9 protein-coding genes and 1 pseudogene are annotated in these 18,168 nt (G+C 63.8%); 3 read left to right on the plus strand and 7 right to left on the minus strand.

The genetic code is table 11. The features are described from left to right. The first annotated feature begins 817 nt into the window (after nt 1–817). Nucleotides 818–1,726, plus strand: coding sequence for a DUF4232 domain-containing protein (locus tag OOK38_RS33630; protein ID WP_266849797.1), 909 nt, complete (start codon nt 818–820; stop codon nt 1,724–1,726). Between the two features lie 1,037 nt (nt 1,727–2,763). On the opposite strand, the gene OOK38_RS33635 is transcribed toward OOK38_RS33630, so the two are convergent. Both OOK38_RS33635 and OOK38_RS33640 read right to left on the minus strand, forming a co-directional pair. Next, entirely contained in the window at nt 2,764–3,843 is a 1,080-nt protein-coding gene (locus OOK38_RS33635) for a ParB/RepB/Spo0J family partition protein (protein WP_266849798.1), read from the minus strand. Next, entirely contained in the window at nt 3,840–5,093 is a 1,254-nt protein-coding gene (locus OOK38_RS33640; RefSeq protein WP_266849799.1) for a ParA family protein, read from the minus strand. Before OOK38_RS33640 ends, OOK38_RS33635 begins: the two co-directional genes overlap by 4 nt. A 2,550-nt stretch (nt 5,094–7,643) precedes the next feature. On the opposite strand from OOK38_RS33640, the gene OOK38_RS33645 reads away from it, so the two are divergent. After that, complete coding sequence (locus tag OOK38_RS33645) at nt 7,644–8,156, plus strand: hypothetical protein (RefSeq protein WP_266849800.1); 513 nt, start codon at nt 7,644–7,646, stop codon at nt 8,154–8,156. A 1,963-nt stretch (nt 8,157–10,119) separates the two neighbouring features. Here the strand turns inward: OOK38_RS33645 and OOK38_RS33650 are convergent. The 3 genes from OOK38_RS33650 to OOK38_RS33660 form a co-directional block, all read right to left on the minus strand. Further along, nucleotides 10,120–10,503: a DUF6009 family protein gene (locus OOK38_RS33650; RefSeq protein ID WP_266849802.1), complete on the minus strand. Its 384-nt coding sequence runs from the start codon at nt 10,501–10,503 to the stop codon at nt 10,120–10,122. A 184-nt stretch (nt 10,504–10,687) separates the two neighbouring features. Next, the gene (locus tag OOK38_RS33655) at nt 10,688–12,205 is read right to left on the minus strand and encodes a phage/plasmid primase, P4 family (RefSeq protein WP_266849804.1); all 1,518 of its coding nucleotides are present in this window, start codon (nt 12,203–12,205) and stop codon (nt 10,688–10,690) included. Beyond that, the gene (locus OOK38_RS33660) at nt 12,202–13,287 is read right to left on the minus strand and encodes a bifunctional DNA primase/polymerase (RefSeq protein ID WP_323178863.1); all 1,086 of its coding nucleotides are present in this window, start codon (nt 13,285–13,287) and stop codon (nt 12,202–12,204) included. Before OOK38_RS33660 ends, OOK38_RS33655 begins: the two co-directional genes overlap by 4 nt. Nucleotides 13,288–14,615: 1,328 nt before the next feature. Here OOK38_RS33660 and OOK38_RS33665 point away from each other — a divergent pair. After that, nucleotides 14,616–14,836, plus strand: a pseudogene (locus OOK38_RS33665) (transposase); the annotation flags it as partial. 577 nt (nt 14,837–15,413) lie between these two features. Here the strand turns inward: OOK38_RS33665 and OOK38_RS33670 are convergent. Together OOK38_RS33670 and OOK38_RS33675 are read right to left on the minus strand one after the other, a co-directional pair. Next, nucleotides 15,414–16,325, minus strand: coding sequence for a ParA family protein (locus tag OOK38_RS33670; RefSeq protein ID WP_266849806.1), 912 nt, complete (start codon nt 16,323–16,325; stop codon nt 15,414–15,416). 276 nt (nt 16,326–16,601) lie between these two features. Next, entirely contained in the window at nt 16,602–17,657 is a 1,056-nt protein-coding gene (locus OOK38_RS33675) for a ParB/RepB/Spo0J family partition protein (RefSeq protein WP_323178864.1), read from the minus strand. Nucleotides 17,658–18,168 lie beyond the last annotated feature (511 nt).

An 18,168-nucleotide genomic window follows, 5' to 3' on the forward strand; every position in this document is an offset into this window, starting at 1 on the left:
CCACGACATCACGCCAACAAAGTCAGTAGCAGCCGCCCTGGGGGCGGAGCAGCGCCGAACGGTCGTAGAGCAGCTCGCCAGTGCACCGAGGGCAGGACGCCCTTGCCGTTCACGTCGGATACCCAGCGCAGAGAACACCGCCGGCAAAGAGATGAGGAAGCCCCGTCTCACAGGTTGGAGATCGAGGGAGGCGATTGTGGTTCCTGGATTCGCCGCAGGGCGAGCCTCACCAGCTGAACATGAATCTGAATCTGCTGCATTCGCCGTACGCTGGGCCGTCCAACGGAATCCAGTGTCTCTGCACTGGGTAAGGCACGGTGTCATGCAGCCGAGCTCGCACGTGATCTCCGAGAACTGAGCAAGTCTGCACCCAAATATCCGCCTTCGCCCCCTTGCAATCGTCGAGGGGCCCCTCCCCTAGCTCGTCGAAGCCCGGGTGAGCATGGCGCGAACTGGAAGCCCTGGCAGGCAGATTGTTGCTTCTCGCGGCCAGTGCCATCCGGTATCGGGTTGGAGCGCAGTTCCATCACAGCACGGCGGTCCCGGACCAGGAGCGCAACCCCGCACCCCGAAGGCTTCTACCTGTTCCTGCGTCGAGAGCGTGGGGCAGTCCGCTGTGAGCACGCAGAGAAGCATTCGTCATCTCGTCACATGCCCACAGAAACGTCCACGTTCTGTAACGGCAGTTCTGAAGGGTGATCCAAAGCCTCTGCGTCGCCGTTCTCCCGGGTGTAGTCCACCGAGGATGATCAGCAGTGGCCCACAGGTCAGCAGGTCTCCGCGGTGTCAGTCCCCAGCAGCCACATAGGAGTTCTGCATGTCGCCCAACCGTGTTCGCCTCTTCACCAGCATTGGCCTGCTCGCTACGGTCGGAATCTTCCTGACGGCCTGCAACCCCGACGCCGGTTCCTCGTCTTCCGCTGCAAGCGCCGTGAGCGAGACTCCGGGCAAGACTGCGGTCAAGACCGCTAGATCCACCGACGGCACCTTCTCCGGCACCCTGAGCTACTGGGCTCCCGGCAAGCTCCGCGTCGGCAAGCGCGCCTTCTGGGTTGCCGAAGATACCGCCATCCAGAACTCCGGTGGACTGTGCGGCAACGGCAGCTCCCCGAAGATCTGCACCGCCGACGAACTCGACGCCGCTGCCAAGAAGAAGTCCGTCAAGGTAAAGGTCACCATCAAGTCCGGCATCGCCACCACAGTCATCGACCAGACCCCCCGCTCCAGCACTGGCGAACCCAACCAGGGCAACACTGGTAACAACTCCGGGAACAATGGCACCCGCATCAGTGCCTGCCTCGTCAAGGATCTGAAGCTCCAGAGCCAAACGATGTCCCGCCCGATCAACCACATCATGCTCGTGGCGACGAACCAGTCGAGCAGAGCCTGCACGATCAGCAGCTACCCCTTCCTGTTCATCTCCGACGACCAGAACGCCCCGCCCCGGATCGTGGAGGAGAGCAAGCCGAAGTCTGCTTTCGTCGTGAAGCCGAACGAGCATGCTTTCGCAAGCATCAACCTCCAGGACGCCACCGGCGAGTCAGACGGACCGCAGGCGAAGGGAATCACCAAGTTCCAGGTGGGGCCGGTCCCCCGAAAGGACGACAACACGTCACAGTCCATGGTCACTGTTGCCACACCAGGCGGCAAGCCCGTGGATGTCGACCTCGACGTCGTCTCCGTCTCCTACTGGCTGGCCGACCCCAACGACGCCGCATCCTGGTAGACCAACCAGTTGACCGTGGCTCGGCCCCGCTCGAACCGTGTCGGGGCAGTCGCCGGATGGATCGCTGAACTCATCACCGGGGTCTAGCCGTTGCGGCACGAGCAGCATCAGGATCGACCTGCGGTTCGGCCTCGGAGAGCCGCTGTGGGGAGCGGGGCAGAGCAGGGGGCTCGTCTTCGTCGGCTGCGGCTGCGGCTGCGGCTGGCAATGCTGGTGACTCGGCGCAATACCAGTCAGCAGAAGGCGAATCCTGAGCATCAAAGATCTGGAAGGCATCCCAGTCATCAAGTCCACGTCATCCGTCACCACCGTGGCGGTCGTTCCGGACGTGCTGGCGGTGTTGGCGGTGTCACAGCGGGGCCAGCTGCGCTGTGCCCATCGTCTCCGTCTTTGTGAGGCTGCCCTGGATGACGGAGAGGTCATCGCTCTGATGGGGACCCGCCCGTCCCTCCGCTGCGCACCTGCTGTCGGCCGCACCGGAAACCTTGCACGGCGGCGCCTGAGCCGAGCAGACAAGCAATTGCTCCAGGCCGCCGGCTGGGAGGCCTGCGCCGTAGCATCCGACCACGGGGCGCCGCTGCAGTGCGGTTATGCCAACCCTCGCTGCACAAGAGCGGTTGTAGCTCACCCACTGAGATGAGTACCTCAACGTCGCCATCAGGTCATTAGGGCGCTGATTCGTCGAGGGGTGGTGTGGGCGTGTTCACCGCTCGCGCCAGCTGACGCAGCCACCGGTGTCGACGTCCAGGTGGCGGAGTCATGTTGGGAAGAACCGTGTGCAGCACGTTCTCCTCGGGGCATGGAGTGCGCGTCGGCTGGCGTGTGGCGCTGTGTCCCCAGCCAGATCCTGGCTGGGGACACAGCGCCACACGCCAGCCGGGAATATCTCACGCACTGAACGCTGACGCGTGGCGCAGATGCCTCGGCACCTGCCTGAGCCCATGGTGTGGCCTGTGGCTCAACCGACCTGACGCCCCCATGCTGCTGACAGAGACTGGCCTCGAGCGTGCAGGCGTGGCAGTGTCCGCGGCGGTTTGCTACTCGGGGCGGGCGCCGAGCTGCGTCCCCTGGAACTTGTTCAGCAGGGCCAGCATCTTATTGAACTCGACGGTGCTCATCTTCCTGACGAGGTGGTGGGCCAAGAAGACTCCATCGTCGTAGGGCAGCCTTGGGGGTGAAGTGGTTGCCTGCTCATCCCCTGTCGCGATGGTGGTGGCGGTGCGCGGTTCCGGAACTGTCTCGGTTGGCGCTTGCGCCAGCTGGTCCTCGGCAGCGCGCGTGTCTGGCTGAGGTAGGGCCTCCATTACGCCGTAATAGGGCTCCGGTTCAGGGGTGGACCGTGGGGTGGACTCAGAGGGCGGCGGTGTGTCCTGGTCGCTGAGACGCTTGCGTTCCTTCTTCTCGACTTCCTTTCTGGCCCGGCGTTCCTTGAGTTCGTTCAGAGCGGGTTGCTGCTGATCCGCGGGCTTGTTGCCAACAGCACGCAGCAGGTCGATGGGCTCCTGGCCGATACGGGCCTTGAGTTCGGGAGTGAGGTTGAGCAGCGCGAGGCGCTGAGAGACCCATCCCTGGGAGCGGTGGAGGCGTTTGGCGAGGGCGGTCTGGCTGCCGTGGATGAGCAAAAGGCGCCCAAGGGCCCGGGCTTCGTCAAGTTCCTCGAGATCTTGGCGGTGAATGTTGGCGACGAGCGCTGATTCGAGGATTTCGTCAGAGGTCGCGCCTTGGTCGTCACTGACCATGACCTTGAGGGTGGTGATTCCCGCTTCCCGGGCTGCCGCAAGGCGCGTGCTGCCGTCGACGACGACGTGGGTGGTGTCGGGCTCGAGGTCGGCTGCACGGTCGGGGTTGGCCTTGATGTAAGCGTCACGGTTCATGACCGTGATGGCTGACTTCTGTCCGTGGTCCTTGAGGCTGCCGGCAAGGTCGGTGAGGTCACCGAGGCTGGTGCGCGGGTTGTCGGGGTTGAGGCTGATGCGATGGACCGGTAGTTCGGTGGGCGCTGCGACGGCTTCGGTGGGGACACCAGTGATGGCGGCGACTGCTTGTCGTCGTGCGCTAACGGGGCGGGTCTGTGCGCTGCCGAAGCGCCCGGTGCCCAGCTGGTCGGCCTTGCTCATGAGATCTCCCGGGCCAGTGCGCGCATACCGATGGCCTGTTGTGACTTCGGGGCGTAGGACAGGAGGGGCTTCTTGACGCGGACCGCCTCCTTCTGTTCTTTGAGGTCTCCGATGAGACCGACGACCCGTGGATCCTTTATGTCCACCCACCCTTGGAGGGAGGAGGTGGCGATGTAGCCGCGGCGTCCGTCGTAGAGGTTGACAACGATTCCGAGGTAGTCGATGTCGATCTGGAGGTCGCTGCGTAGGTCGTCGATCTGGTTGGTGAGGAGTTCGTAGGCGTCGGCCGAGCTGTCTTCGGCCTGGACGACAATGAGAGTGCCGGACTGGCCTGGCTTTTCGTCGTTGCGGCGCCTGCCGTAGTAGGCGGCCGCGTCCATGCTGAGGCCTAGGCTGGGCGGACAGTCGACCAGGATGACGTCGTAGTCGGCTTCGAGCGGGGCCAGAGCTCGCTCGAGCGCCGCCTCGCGTGCGCGGACCGCGGAGAGTCGCACGTCCAGGAGGAAGGCGTCATTGCAGGCGGGCAGGAGGTGCAGGCGTCCGTCGAAGCTGTCGTCGTCGATGGAGATGATGAGGTCGCGGAGTTCGCCCTTGGGGTCGCCTGCCATGTGGTTGGTGAGGCTGTCGCCGTTCATCGGGAGGGGTGCGCCACCGAGTTGGTTGGTCAGGTGGCATTGGGGGTCGAAGTCTACGAGGAGGACTCGCAGGCCGAGTCCGGGCAGGTCTTCGGTGTCGAGAGGGCTGTCACTCTCGAATGGGTTGTCGGTGGCATCTATGGCTGCGGCGAGTTGTTTGGCGATGCGCACCGGGTACAGGCGGGAGGGGTCTTCCGCGAGGGCTTCGCCGGCTCCGGCTGTGATGGCCGTCTTGCCGACGCCGCCCTTTTGGTTACAGACGACGATGCGGCGGGTGATGGCCGGGCGGGCGATGCTCGGGGCCGGGTTGGTGTCCAGCCATAGCTGTACGGATTGGGCGAGGCCTTGGATGAGGGACAACCGTCGGTCTGTTGCGATCTGCTTGAACTCATCCCACTGGCCTTCCGGGAGGAAGGTTGAGAACGAGTCAGCTCCAGCGGTGTCGACATTTGCCGGAGTCGCGGCGAGGTCGCACCAGTCCCGGATGCCCTGTTCAACTGCGGCTTGAATCTCGATGCCGCACTGGGCGGCTCTGATCTTGAGGTTCTGCCGGAGCCATCCCGGCAGCTTGGAGACGACCTTGTCGCGGTCGCCTGGGGTTGCAGGCGAAGTCATGGGGATACCTTACTAACGCGCAAGATCTCTTGTCGCATCAACGCGTTAGTTTTTTCATCTTCCTTCGTTTCAGGGCCCGTCACTCCCCTATTACGCCGTAATGGGACTCCCGCCTCGCGGCGGCGCAGGGGGCCCTGCGCTGTCTCCTCAATCAGGTCGCTGTTCAACAGGCCGAGGCGTGCGGGCGCTGTAGTCCGCGTGCACGCACCCCACGAGCACCTCGAGACGACGAGTCCAGGCTGATGCGCCTGGTGGGCTCGACTGCCCTGATCCCCTTCTCGTGGGCCGCGCACCAACGGCGTCAAGTCGTCGTGCTCCGTTGCTAAGAGCTTCAAGTGCTCCCAGCGTTCCGGGTATTTGGGCTCGGAAGGTCCGTCACATGACCAAGCGGATGAGTGCGGCCTTGAGTGCGGTCTCCCTCTTCTGTCTGCCGCTGGTGCGGCAGGGTTGTGCCACCGGCGCGCCCCGGCCCCGACGGAGCGGCGGGGGCGGGGCGGGGGCGGGTGGCGAGGGTCTTCTGGTCGGCTCCGCGAGCTTCGACACTGTGAAGGTGTCCTGGTCCGCGGCCACTCCGCTACCACTTACGGCTGAAGTTTCTGTTGTTGCGAGGGGCGGCGAGGTTGCGGGCCGCGTTGTCGTCCTGGTCGATGACCCAGGCGCAGGCGTCGCATGCATGGGTTCAGAGGTGCAGTGGCAGTTTGCCGTTCACCGCGCCGCACCCGGAACAGGTCCCGGTGGAGGCAAACCAGGGGTGTGGGCGGCCACGATGTGGTGGCCGTTGCGGCGGGTCTAGCAGGTGAGTTGACGCCGGATCTTCCAGAAACCGGCATCAGGGATCTGGCGGGGCGAGGCGCCGGTTGCGGTGGTATCCCGGCCGCATTCAGGTCTTCGTCCACGATCGTGCCGCACTCTGTCGCCACCGCAGAGGTGAATTTGTGCAGGGCGTTCGTGCACAGGTTCACCGCCCGGTGATGCACCTGGTTGCGGGCGGCGTTGGCCTTCTCCCATCGCTTCGAGGTCCGTCCGGTCCGGCGGTCAGGGCCCTGCCATCTCGAGACGATGCGGGAGGCCCTAGTCAGGAGCTTCAGCGCGTTGTTCAGGTGTCGGGGCTGGCATCGGCACGGTCCGCTCCCGCGCTGTCGGCCATCACCGCGAGGGATTTCACACCAAGGTCGATACCGACCGCCGCATCGGGCCGGGCAACACGGTGGATGTCCCGCGCGGTTTCGGAAGGAGACGAACCGTACCGGACCGTGGCGGACAGGATCCCGGGCTGTCCCGGCCTGCGCACGGCCCTGCAGCTTGCGCATCGGTTCGTGAAAGCGGTTCGTGCCCAGCCGGGGTAGCGTCACATGCCGACGATCCACCTCGACGCGGATCGTGCCTGTGGTGAACCGGCAGGACAGACGGGCTCTCCGTTTCGACTTGAACCGGGGTATCCCCACGCTCTTGCCCCGCTGTTGCCCTACTTCGGTTCTGTGTAGTTCTCGAACGCCGCAGCGGGGTTGGCCAGCCTGGTGTTCTACGCCTCTTTCGGGTTCTCCTGCCAACCATCCGACACAGCGAGGCTCGATGTGCTGGGCCTCGTTGAACGCTTTCCGGAGCACGGGCGGTGGCCACGGCGTCACCTGGTCGGCGGGCATGCTGGAGGACTGTTCTGCGACAGGCTGCCACCAAAACACCGTTACCCAGCCGGCCGCCCACTTGTGGGTGGTGCGGGCGGCGTCGAAATCCTGACGGAGTACGTGCTCGTGGGCTCCGTTGGGTCCAGCGCGGACCTAGACACGTGAACTGCGAACCCGGACTACGGCTGGAACCTCTTCAGCCGGCACCTTCGCCGGTCGTCACGACCCCGTCAACCGCCTTGGTCCCTGCTTCGGTGACCAGCCACGTACCGGACGGCGTCTGCACGACCGAGAACGGTGCACGGTCCCCCTTCGCCCACGCCGTCTGTCAGGGCACGCCACTGGCTGCTGCCTACTCACGAGGCCTCACCCGAGCACGGTGCACACTGCAAAAGGGGAGGACGTTCACTGATAAGCGAAGGAACTGTTCGCAACCCCGGCCGATGGATGAGCGGGTGAGGGACAGGCATGCCGTCGTGAACGAACCTCGTCGGACACGACATCTGACGCGCCCCTTGGCGTCTCAGCGACTCGAGTCGACGCGTTCACCCAGCTCAGGTCGCACCGATCTGCCTCATACTCGCGACCGTCTGCACGGGTGAGGAGCGATTTCGTTGAGAGGGGCACCGCTGGGCTATTACGTCGTAATAGCCCGAGGATCGCCAGAGTGAACAGCAGCCCGCGGATCTCGGGGCGTGTCCCGTCTCACTCAATCGAGTCGCTTTCTCAACGAACCGAGTCGTTCGGGCTTCTATCTCAGCGAACCGAGTCGCGCGGCCGAGTGCGCTGGGGGTGCTGGGGGTGCTGGGGGTGCTGGGGGTGCTGGGGGTGCTGGGGGTGCTGGATGGCCGTACCGGCAGGGGTGGATCCTGGAGCCGCCAGAGGTCACCTTCCAAGGCCAGCTACACGGTGCAACACTGCCTCCGTGGATGACAGGGCACGCTATGAGGCGCAACTTGACACGCTGATTGCGCTCATCACCTACATGGCTCTCACAAGATGGCGGAGCCGCTCTCCCAACGGTCTCTCAAAGGATCTTGGTTTAGCTGAGGATGTTGTCGCCCGAGCGTTGAACGGATTTCCTGGCTTATTCCGCAAGAGTGCTGACTTCTATCCGACTGACGCTGGACTCCAACACTCCTTCACCCTGCATGCGCGCTATGCACGGCGTCGACCTCGGGGGGAAGATTCCGCCTTGAACCAACCAGTCGGTGCACACAACGCGGCATCCCTCAGCGACCCCGAGCCCACTCAGGATGGGGCGGGAGAGGAATTGGATGCTGAAACGCTCCGCGCGCTCCTCGACTACGTGACCGAACGCGCAAGGGCCGAGCGCGACACCCGTTTTCATGCCCAATCGATTCGGTGGCTGCTTGCCGGAGCCATCGCAGCCGCCCTAGCCAGTTTGGCAGCAGCGATCATCCAGGCCCTCCGATGAATGGACATTGACCACGCAGGTCAGCGACTACCGGAGCAGCCTCGGAGCCAGGAGATCGACTACGGCGCTGGCCGCCCAACGGTTGCTGTTGGACACGGAAGCGCGCCCAACAGCAACAACCCTCTGTCTAACCCAATCCAGTTCATGCAGGTCAGCCTCACGCGGACGACTAACTTCCTTGAGACAGGACAGTGCGCGAACCAACGCGAGCCCAATCAGCTCCGGGGCACCCGCGGGAGGCGTAGGTGCTCGGACCATGCCAGGTCCGGCCAGTCTTCCAGCCAGCACCCGACGAGTCGTGGTGCCCCATGGATCTCGGTGGTGGCCTGCTGGTTGAGATCGATCCTGTGTCACTTTGTGCTTGCACCCGTCGGCCGGCGTCTGTTTCTCGGTCTCCTCCTAACCGGCCCAGCGTCTTCGGTACTTGCTCCCGATGCCGTTCCTCCTTTCACTTCTCACGGTGGTGGCTACTCCCCTTTGCTCGGCGGCCAGCGTTGTCGTTAGCCTCTCGGCTCTTCTAGGACTACGGAAGCCAGTCCGCCGATGCCTTCCTGTTGCATGCCTGCTGGACGCGCCGGGCCGGCCACGCGGTGAGCTCTTCTCTCAGGGAAGAGGTGGCAGCGGTCTGAGGGAGGAGGGCCAGGGAGTAGCGCAGAAGGATCTTGAGGTCCCGTCGTGGTCTCGGTCAGGCTTTCGCGTTGTAGCTCTCGGGGTGCCGTGCGGGGTGGCGTGCGCTGGTAGTCACCGAAGCGAAGCAGACACTCGAGCGGCTGTGTCTCGTCGAGGCTCTCCTGTTGTCCGCCAGCATTGGTTGCCGGATCTGAAAGCGCGTACCGGAACTCCTTCGATGGCTTGGTGGGCAGGCTCCCGAGATCGTCGGGGTCGATTTCGCATCCACGTCCTGCGCCTTGTCCGACGGCCGGAGGATCGACAGTCCGAGAAGCTCGAGAAGACCCAGTGGGATCTGTGCGGGAACCAGCAGGGCTCTCACCACCGCGAAAGGGCCCGGCAAAAGGTCGTCCGCGCACACGCCACGGTGGCCGGCCCGCGCCGCAAGCTCTAGCACCCGACTGATCCGCGAGAACCCGGGAATCGCTGCTGAGGGCTTGTGGGTGAAAGGACTCGCCACAGCCGTCGGGCACATCTGTCCACGAAGCTGGCTCGTCCGTCTTCATGACGACGTTGGAAGACAAGGCCGCCCGGTTTTGGCGGGAGTTCGTTCGGATCGACCGTTGCGATCTGACCTCCCTGGTCCGTTCCGGGTGCGCAGTAGTGGACAGTTCCCATCCTCTCTGCGTCCGTAGCTGGGGGTGCAGGGGTGTACGGGACCGTCCTGGACCGGGAGAGAACGTCGCCAAGGCCGCCTGGTGGGTGGAGAAGGGTGCGGAACGTTTGGGAGGAGACGCCCATCTAGCTGGCTTGTCGTAGAACTCAGCTTCATTCCTCAGCAGCCCCGCGGTGTAGCTGGCTCTGAAGATGAGCGCGTTCAGTCAGTTCACACAAGCGCTCAGGGACAAGGATTCTCAGCGGGTGACGAGCCTTAACAGGAAGGATCCCTTTTCCAGAGGTCGGGCGCGGGATTCTGAACCTGCTCGGCGTGCGCATGTTCCGCTGTCTGTGCTGCTCCGCCCCTCTCGCTCGGACAGCATGTCCTCGAGAGCGACGGGATCACCACTTGGACGTGGTCGGTATCCCTATGCCCTGCCGTGGCTGACAAAGTCCGTCGATGTCAGCGTCTCGCCAGAGCGAGTCGGCATTGCTGCGGGGCCACCGCCTGCGGCCCTCACGTCCTGGAGCTCGCGCACCAGATCAGCTAAAGCGCACCAATCGCTGCGGCACAATCGCCCAAGCGGTCGCGCGAATCATGGCTGCTCTACCGAAGCTCGCTGCTGGTGGCTGAGCCTCATAGCGGGCCGGTGCCAACTCCCTGTCCTACCGAGCAGGCGGTTGTGGACGCCGCTTGTCAGACGGAGGACCGCGATGAGGCGGTGGGACCGCTCTGGGAGCGAGGGGTCTTCTCCCCCACCTTCTTTACCTCAATCGTCCGAGGGTCGACCGCCTCCCCCGGAGCGCCTTCCCTGTACAGACCTTCGGGGCGGGCGTCGCGGTCGTGCGGGAGCAGAAAGAAGACACGGCGCCGATAGAGGCCGCTGTCGGGGTCGGCTTCAGCTGCAGCGTCCAGTTCGGCGTAACCGACCATGCGGCCGTCTCGCGCGTACCGGGGTCTATTGCGGCGCCGCGGGGTTTTGTCGAGGGCCTGGCGGACGTAGTCGAGGTGGTCGGGGTCCTCCAGCCACACCACGTTCTCCTCGTGGGTGAGATCGCCCTCGGTCAGTAGCGAGCTCATGGCTGTTGCCCCTCCTTCGTGTCCCGGGCCGTACAGAGGCCGGTCTGGTGCGGGCGTGATTTGCCGCTTGATTCAGTTTCCGCGCAGAGGCCTGTATATGCATGGTAGGCCGGACGGGCTCCAGCGTGTAGTGGCTGGGGAGTGGCCGACCACCCGTGGCGGGCAGCAGTGTGGGTCGGTGCGTTCATCCCTGGGTGTCCAGCAGTGCGAGGCCGGGGTAGTACTTTCGGCCGTTGGATTTGATCATGTCGGCAGGTGAGGCCAGGCCAGCTTCTTGTCTGACGCGGGTGGCGAAGGCTCGGGTTCCTGCGGGACGGATTCCTTCGCTGGCGTTGCACCAGGAGCTGTAGGCCGCGTAGAGCAGGCCTTGCTCTACGCGGAGTTCCTGCTGGGTGTCCGTATCGCGGGTGCAGCATTCGGCGAGGAAGCGGCCGATGTGGTCTTCGGTGTTCGCGTACGCGGTCGTGGCGATGCGTACGCGGTCGGGTCCCTCGAGGTTGTCTCGAGTGGTGAGGTAGCGGCGGGCGCCTAGTAGCAGCCACTGCAGGATGCCCGGGCCTTCGTCACGGACGAGTTCGAAGGCCAGGTTGTCGATCTTGCGGGCGTCAGGAACGACACGCTCGAAGGGCAGCAGGCGGATGCGGCGCCAGAAGGCGAATCCGCCAGTGGATACCTCGGGGCGGTGATTGCCGAGCAGCCACAGGTGGTGGGTTGGTGTGAAGGAGAAGTAGTCCTGCCGCATTCGTCTAGCTTTGATCTTGTCGCCGCCTGTGAGGAGGCGGACACGGGCTTCGTCGAACTTGTCGTTCGGTTTGAGTTCGCTGCATACGACCAGTCGGCGGCCGTGCAGTTCGGTGAGCTCTGTGGAGTGTTCGGAGAAGGCACCACGGTCCATGAGGAAGCCGGGCGGGGCAGCGTCGGCGTAGTCTCCGAGGATCTGGATCATTGTGTCCAGAAGGACTGATTTGCCGTTCTTTCCATGTCCGTGCAGGAACGGGAGGACTTGTGCGCCGACGTCACCGGTAATCGAGTAGCCGAGGAGCAGGTGCAGGAAGTCGATCATTTCCTGCCCCTCTGCGTCATCGCCGAAGGTGTCCCGCAGGAAACGGTGCCAGCGGGGGGTTTCCATCTGCTGAGGGGCCACGCTTGTGGCTCGGGAGTGAAAGTCCCGTGTTGGGTCGGGCTTGCGCAGCTGGCTTGTGTACAGGTCAACGACGCCGGCTGGTGTGCACAAGGCGTAGGGATCGCCGTCCAGCGTGTCAGGGTCGACGGACAGGTCTGGGGAGGCTTTGGCTTGGGTGAGGAGCGCCTTCATGCCGGTGGTCGACAGGGTTCGCTTCTTGTGTACGTGAAGCTCACGTTCGGTGTACAGGCCACGGGGATCGCTGTCGGGCATGTCTTCAGCCATTTCGCCCGCCGCCCACAGCGCAGCCTTTTCACCGCCGGTGCGCTTCCATCGGTAGCCGTCCCATGAGAACCAGCCGAGGCCCTCAACATGGCGGAACTGGTCGCGGTAGAGCTTGACGAAGAGCTTGGCGTTTCCGCGGTCCGTCAATGTCCCAGGCAATGGCGCGAGACTCGGCCGGGACTGGGCATTGGTCTGGGCTGGGACGTCGGCCCACACAGGGTCGGCCTTCTGGAGATCCAGCATCTGCTGAGCCGCGGCGCTGGCGTCGAAGCGCGGAATCTCGGCGCTGCTCATGAACGTCCTTTGAGGTGGAACGGGCGGGCGTACCCGGCGGCCAGGGCGTCGTTGATGATTCGTTCGTTGCGGGTGGACTGCCAAGGACGAGCTGAGTTGGCAACCTCTGTGAGCATCTGGCGTACTACCGCGTTGTCGGCATGCCCTGCAGCAACGAGTCCTCCGGCCGTGTACGCAGCCTTGTTGAGCTTCTCTGTGAAGGCTGCGCCTTCTGGAGTCGCGGCGCATGCGGCTACCTCGTCCACAAGGCGCCGCAGAGCCGAACTCGTAGCAGCGGTGGTCCCTGTCCCCCTCGGACTGTCAGGCGCCTTCTGAATAGGGACAGTGGGGCGTGAGTCGGCCCTGTGGCCTGTGCGTAGCAGTTCCTGAGCAAGCCAAGCCGGGAGGGGGGCAGGCAGCCGAGCAGCGCCTTCTGCTGTGTAGGCGCCGGCTGGGGTGCGGGTGGTGGGCGCCACGATGTATCCGCCGTCGGCGCGGATGTCCACCTGCCACGCAAGGGCCACCTTGGAGCTGGAGCCGGTGGAGCACCGGTAGCGCAGCGTGGGATCCGGGTTCCGGTACCAGACGTGCAAGCCACCTGAGGGGGTCCTCACACGCAGGGTGTTTTCATCGTGTGCCGGATCTGTTTGTTGGTGCAGGGCAGCAAGCAGGGCCAGCGTGTCGAAACCTGACGCAAGGCCTTCCAGGTCAACAGACTCATGAATAGGGATGCCGGGCAGGAGTCTGCTGCGAGCCGGCACCTCGACTGAGTGAGCGTCAATGTCGATGACGACGAGGTCTGCCGCCCCGCACGCGACTCCGACTCCGGCAGCGGGGGTAGTTGACCACCAGGAATCAATGAGGCGGGCGTCCATTGTCGCAGCGTGGAATCCGTGGCAGGGCTTTCCTGCAGGGAGGCACGGGCAGGCCGTGGGCAGGTGGCGCTGCTCTCTGCAGGTTCGGCAGTTGGCGGCAGGAGTCTTTCGACCGGGCGCTAGAGGGTGGACGGGCCAACCCTGGGCAGCACACCAGCGGGCTACGGCATGCGGGCTCGCAGAACTCGCATCGGTAGCGGGCAAGCTGGTCTCGCCTGGGCGTGGCACGCGGTGTCCTTCTCTGAAGATCTTTGGTCTCTAGAGTCCCTTGACCAACCGGCTGACAACTCCCAGCAGATCCAGGGACCGAAGGGACTGTGTTTCCGAAGAGAGTCTAGGACTCCCCCACAGTAGAAGTACGGGAGGTCCCCCGCGTGCCGCTCTATCAGTTTTCTGATCCCTTCGGTCCCTTCAGACCCTCCCTACCCGGAGGCCGAGATACCCTTTAATCCCTTATGTCCGTTTTGCGAGTGACTCTAGGGACCCTTCGCTGGGATTCTGAGGTCGCTCTTGGTGTGGGGGCCCTTCCCCACTCCGGGGGCGTGAGGCTTTTCAGTCCCTCCCAAGGGTAGGGACTGAGGCTCAGGGACGCTGCCGTGCTTCAGTCCCTCCATATTCCCGCAGGTCAGAGGCCTAAAGCAAATAGAACAGGGACTGTAGGGACCAGAAAACCTAATTATGAGCTAGCCACAGACAAGGAAGAGATACATACGCCCGCGCGTACACATGCATAGCTGGCTTATAACTAGAGATCTGAGTCCCTACAGTCCCTAAGCCCTGGACTCTTAGGCCGCTGACCTGCAGTTTTGCGAGGGACTGAGGCCAGGGACTGAAACTTCGACCCAGCCTCGCCCAGCGCTTTGGCCCCCGGCAGGAGCTTCAGTCCCTCCCAGTGGCCTGCACCTTCAGCCGTTGCGCCATCTCCACGCCTAGAGACTGAACGCATGCTGGGTCCCTTCTTCTTTTGAGCAGGTCCCAAGTCAGAACTTTCTGCACGTACTGACTCAGCATTCACATGTAGGACAAGCGGCCCCCACTTGTCCCTGCATCCTTGTACTACTCCCCCGGCCGGCTTCCCTTTGCGATGTCCCATATGCCAAGTAACAGGGTCTCTGCGGATTGGTGACTCCAGCCGGCCGCCGGCCGCTCAGCGTGGCCTTGTGCAGCTTTGCCCGCTCTCCTAACCGGGTGGTGATTCCGGGGTCCTGTATCAGGACCCCGGGCCCAGTCGTAGTTCTTTCACCCTGGTTCGAACCAATAGCCTGGGGGTTCCTGCCACGCGCGCGAGCCCTCGTGGAGACGCTGATGAGAGGTCCATCTACCGCTTGGACGAGCGCCATGAACGGGCTCTTTTCCGAGCGGGAGGTCTGACAATCGCGAGTACCTGTCGGCGGGCGCCAAGGCTCGGGCCTGCTCCTCCTCCCCCGGGCAGGGCGTTTTTGTACGACATCGACGACGTAAAGCAGCTTTCGAGGCCTGGACGTTAGTCAAGGGAGCATCTTGGGGCCAGCTTCCCCGGACCGAAGAGGAGACGCTGAATCAGGAACTCGTTTGCGGACCAGCACGCCTCGATCGGTGCCCTGCCGCTGGCGGTCGCCCGCGACATAGGTTGCCCGGTCGCCTGTCTGCCGGTCTGACGATGCGGCGGATCGCTGACCTCTATCTGGGCGAGGCGAAGACGGACGCGAGGGACGCGTTCATCATCGCGGCCCCTGCCCGCGCGATGCCTCACACGCTGCGGTCGCTCGACGGGGAGGACGAGATGGCCGCCGAGCTGGAGTGGTCGTCTGCGCCTGCGGAGGCGCCAACTAACGCACCGAGTGCACTCCTTGCCCTGTCCCAACGGCTCCGCGGAGCTGGATCCTAGGCATGCACCGGGCCGGCACCGCCACGAACGAAGGGGCCCAGACAGCTTGACCAAAGACACAGGCCCCCCGGGAGCCCGCCAGCAGGGTCGCCCCCCTGCCCCGGATCCGCGATGTGGCCGATGCCACCCCTGCATTCCGGCTGGGTGAAGACTGATACAGCGGACGCTGCGGCCATCGCGGATGCCGCCCGCACCATGCCGCACGCCCGGCGCTGTCGTTGGAACCGACCGCCACAATCATCGACGAACGGCCTCTGCCGGTCGGTCACGACCGACCTGGCGGTTAATGCCACTCTTCCCTGCAACCTGATACAGGGCCTGCTCATGCACTCCCCCAGCCTTGAGCGCTTCCTCAGCCTCAGGTCTCCTGCCAAGTACAGAGGTCTGCCTAGCAGCGTGCCGGGCGGGGGCAGTGATGAGATTGACGGCAGTCTCTTGCCGCAGGCGCCAGAGGTGGATACCCCTCAGGCCGGGATCTGGGTGATCACTAGCGTCGTTTGTAGCCGAGCGCCTGTGTAACGAGGTAATAGTCGTCAGTGGCCGACTGGGCGTTGTCCGGTGTGAGCTTCGACGGGTTCTCAGTAACCGGATCATAGAACCGCAACACCCGCTGTGCCGCGTAGGCTTCAGGAATTCGAGGGCTGCGACGTACCGTCGGCAGAACCAGTTCCTCGTAGGCTTCCTTGGCTTGCTGCTGACTGTCGTCGTACACAGCACCCTGATTGCGCGTGGTGGGGCAGTCCACGATAAGGATCTTCGAGAGTTCTGCTCGGGCGCCCATCACGGAGAAGGTTCCGCGGATGTCGTCGATTTTGGCTTCCATGCGAGTGAGAGCCCGAAGTTCCTTCCATCCAGGCTTGACGCACGCGATCACCTCGTCAGCTGCGACCACGGCGTTGACGACGATCAGGCCGAGGTTTCCTGGACAGTCGACCAGGATGAGGTCGTAAGCGTCGCGGATCCGCTCGAGCTGGTTCTTCAACCAGAACTCTCGACCCGTCTTAGGAGCGAGCAGCTGCTCGGCTTCCTCAAGTTCGCTAGATCCCAGAACGATGAACATGTTGGGGATCGGCTTGGTGCCTTGCTCACCGACGGGCCCCGCGAGGGCCGGGACGATAGCGTCTTCGACTTTGGCGGATCCGATGAGTACGTCGTACAGGTTCGCCTGCTCTGGGACACCGTCCGGGTTGTCGTATCCGGTGGCTGCGGAAGCATCACACTGCGCGTCGGCATCGATCACGAGTGTCCGGAAGCCAAGGTCTGCTGCGCAGGCAGCGATGTTGACGGCAGACGTCGTCTTGCCGGCCCCGCCGCTCTGGTTAGTGAACGCGACAACTCGGGCCAGAGATCGCGCAGCGAGGGCATCGAGGTGGGCGTCGCCGTTTGGTGACGGGGTCATGGTGAGCCTCCGTGAGTGATTGCTACGCAATCACTCACGGACTGAGGATTGCGCGCGAGGTAACAGGTAGAACTCAGGGTTGATGCCCTGACTGTCTTTGGAGTTCTGGGACGTTGGATGCCAGCCAGCGTTGGAGTCGAGGCGTAGTGATTGCGCAGCAATCACTACGCCGATGCTCTCCAGCGGAAGGGGGCGAAGTAGAGCTGCTGACTGCTGGTCGCACGGGGCAAAAGCCTACTTGCTCCCCTTCAGCGCCCCGCGCTGGTACAGCCGAGGTCAGGGCAGACGGGGTGAGAGGTACTCCTTCAGCGACTCGATCTCTTCTCCGTCGAGAAGGTCCATGATGCTCAGTGCGAGCTCCTTGACGCTGCGAACTACGATTACGCCACGGGGATCCTCCTGCGTCATAACAGGAGCTGCCACGGGTTCTTCACGTGTGTGGGCTACTGAGGATCGGTCTCGCGTAGAGCTATCACGGCTGGTGCTGCCACCTTCCAGGTGGCCCGGGTCAGCGAGTGCTGCAGGTACTTCCGCTGCAGACGCTGCAGTGGCCAAAAGGGAGTCACTTCCCCGAGGCTCCGGCAACGGCGTCTTTGTCGGCTCGGCTTCGCCAATTGCATCGTAATCAGCGGTGTCTGTCTGGGCAGCCGCGATGCTCTGCTGATCCGGAGGCAGCTTGCTCACGCCAGCAGCTTGGGAAGCAGTGATTTCCCCTTGGGCAAAGGCTTCTTGAAGCTCGGAACGTAGCCGGGCGTAGACGGTGGCCGCTTCCCTGACAGGCAGGAACAAGAGCTGATCGTCGTTGGTGGTCTCGGTCTCCAGTAGTTGCTGGTCCTTGAGCCAGTGATTCACGACGGCCTGCTGCAAGGGGGGCACGAGCCGTAGAAGTGCCACCCGGTGAGATACGTAGGTCTGCGAGCAGCCGGCGCGCTTGGCAAGGTCCCTCTGTGAGAGTTTCCTCCCTTCGTCGTCGGTTTCGTCGAGTGCCTCCTGGAACTCCATTGCCTCCTCGATGGGGTTGAGGGCCATCCGCTGGAGGTTCTCCTGGATAGCCGCAATACGCAGGCTGGGAACGTCCCTACGGACGAGGATGGGGACCTCGGTGAGACCAGCCTCAAGGGCGGCTGCCAGGCGGCGGTGGCCGTGGTGGACGACGAAGAGTACGCCTTCGGCTACACGAGCCTCCACAGCATCCTTGTGCTGTGGGTAGGTTGCGATGTATACGTCAGGCGGAATAACAGTCATGGCTGTGTTCATGCCGTCGGAGCTGAGCGTCTTGGCGAGCTCATCGATCTTGTGAAGCCTCTTACGGCCGTTCTCTGGGCTCGGCATGAGTTGCCCAGGCCGAACGGTCGGCAGCCCTTGTGGCACCAATCGGGCTTGGTGCGTCGCTGCCTTGCGCGCTGCGCGCTCGGCGGCCAGATCTCGTGTGAGGCCGGGTTTTTGAGCCATGAACATCTCCGAGGATCGTTGTAGTCGGCGGCCGCGAGCTTATCCGCCAAGGTGCAGCAAGTGCGGTAGGTGGTGGCTGATTGCGCCGCAATCACAGGAATCCGGCGTCTTTTGAGGTGTCAAGTTTGGCTCTGGGGCTGCCAAGCCGACGTGTCGCGTAAGGAGGGGGCAGTCTGTTGGAGCGTTAGCGATCAAACATGAACTTGCTTTAGGTAACTAATTGATTTGAGGGGAGCTCTGCCTATCCCAGCTAGGCAGGCTCATCTGTCTGCGCTTCGAGCAGAGGACGGCTTGATCGCCTCGTCCTGCCATCGGGAGATGGCAGCGATCTGGGACCTCGCTTGTTGAGGGGCCAACTCCGCTGATGTGCTGCACCATCTGGAAGCGGGGG

Source organism: Streptomyces sp. NBC_00568 (genome assembly GCF_026341855.1).
In the GTDB taxonomy this organism is placed as follows: Bacteria; Actinomycetota; Actinomycetes; order Streptomycetales; family Streptomycetaceae; genus Streptomyces.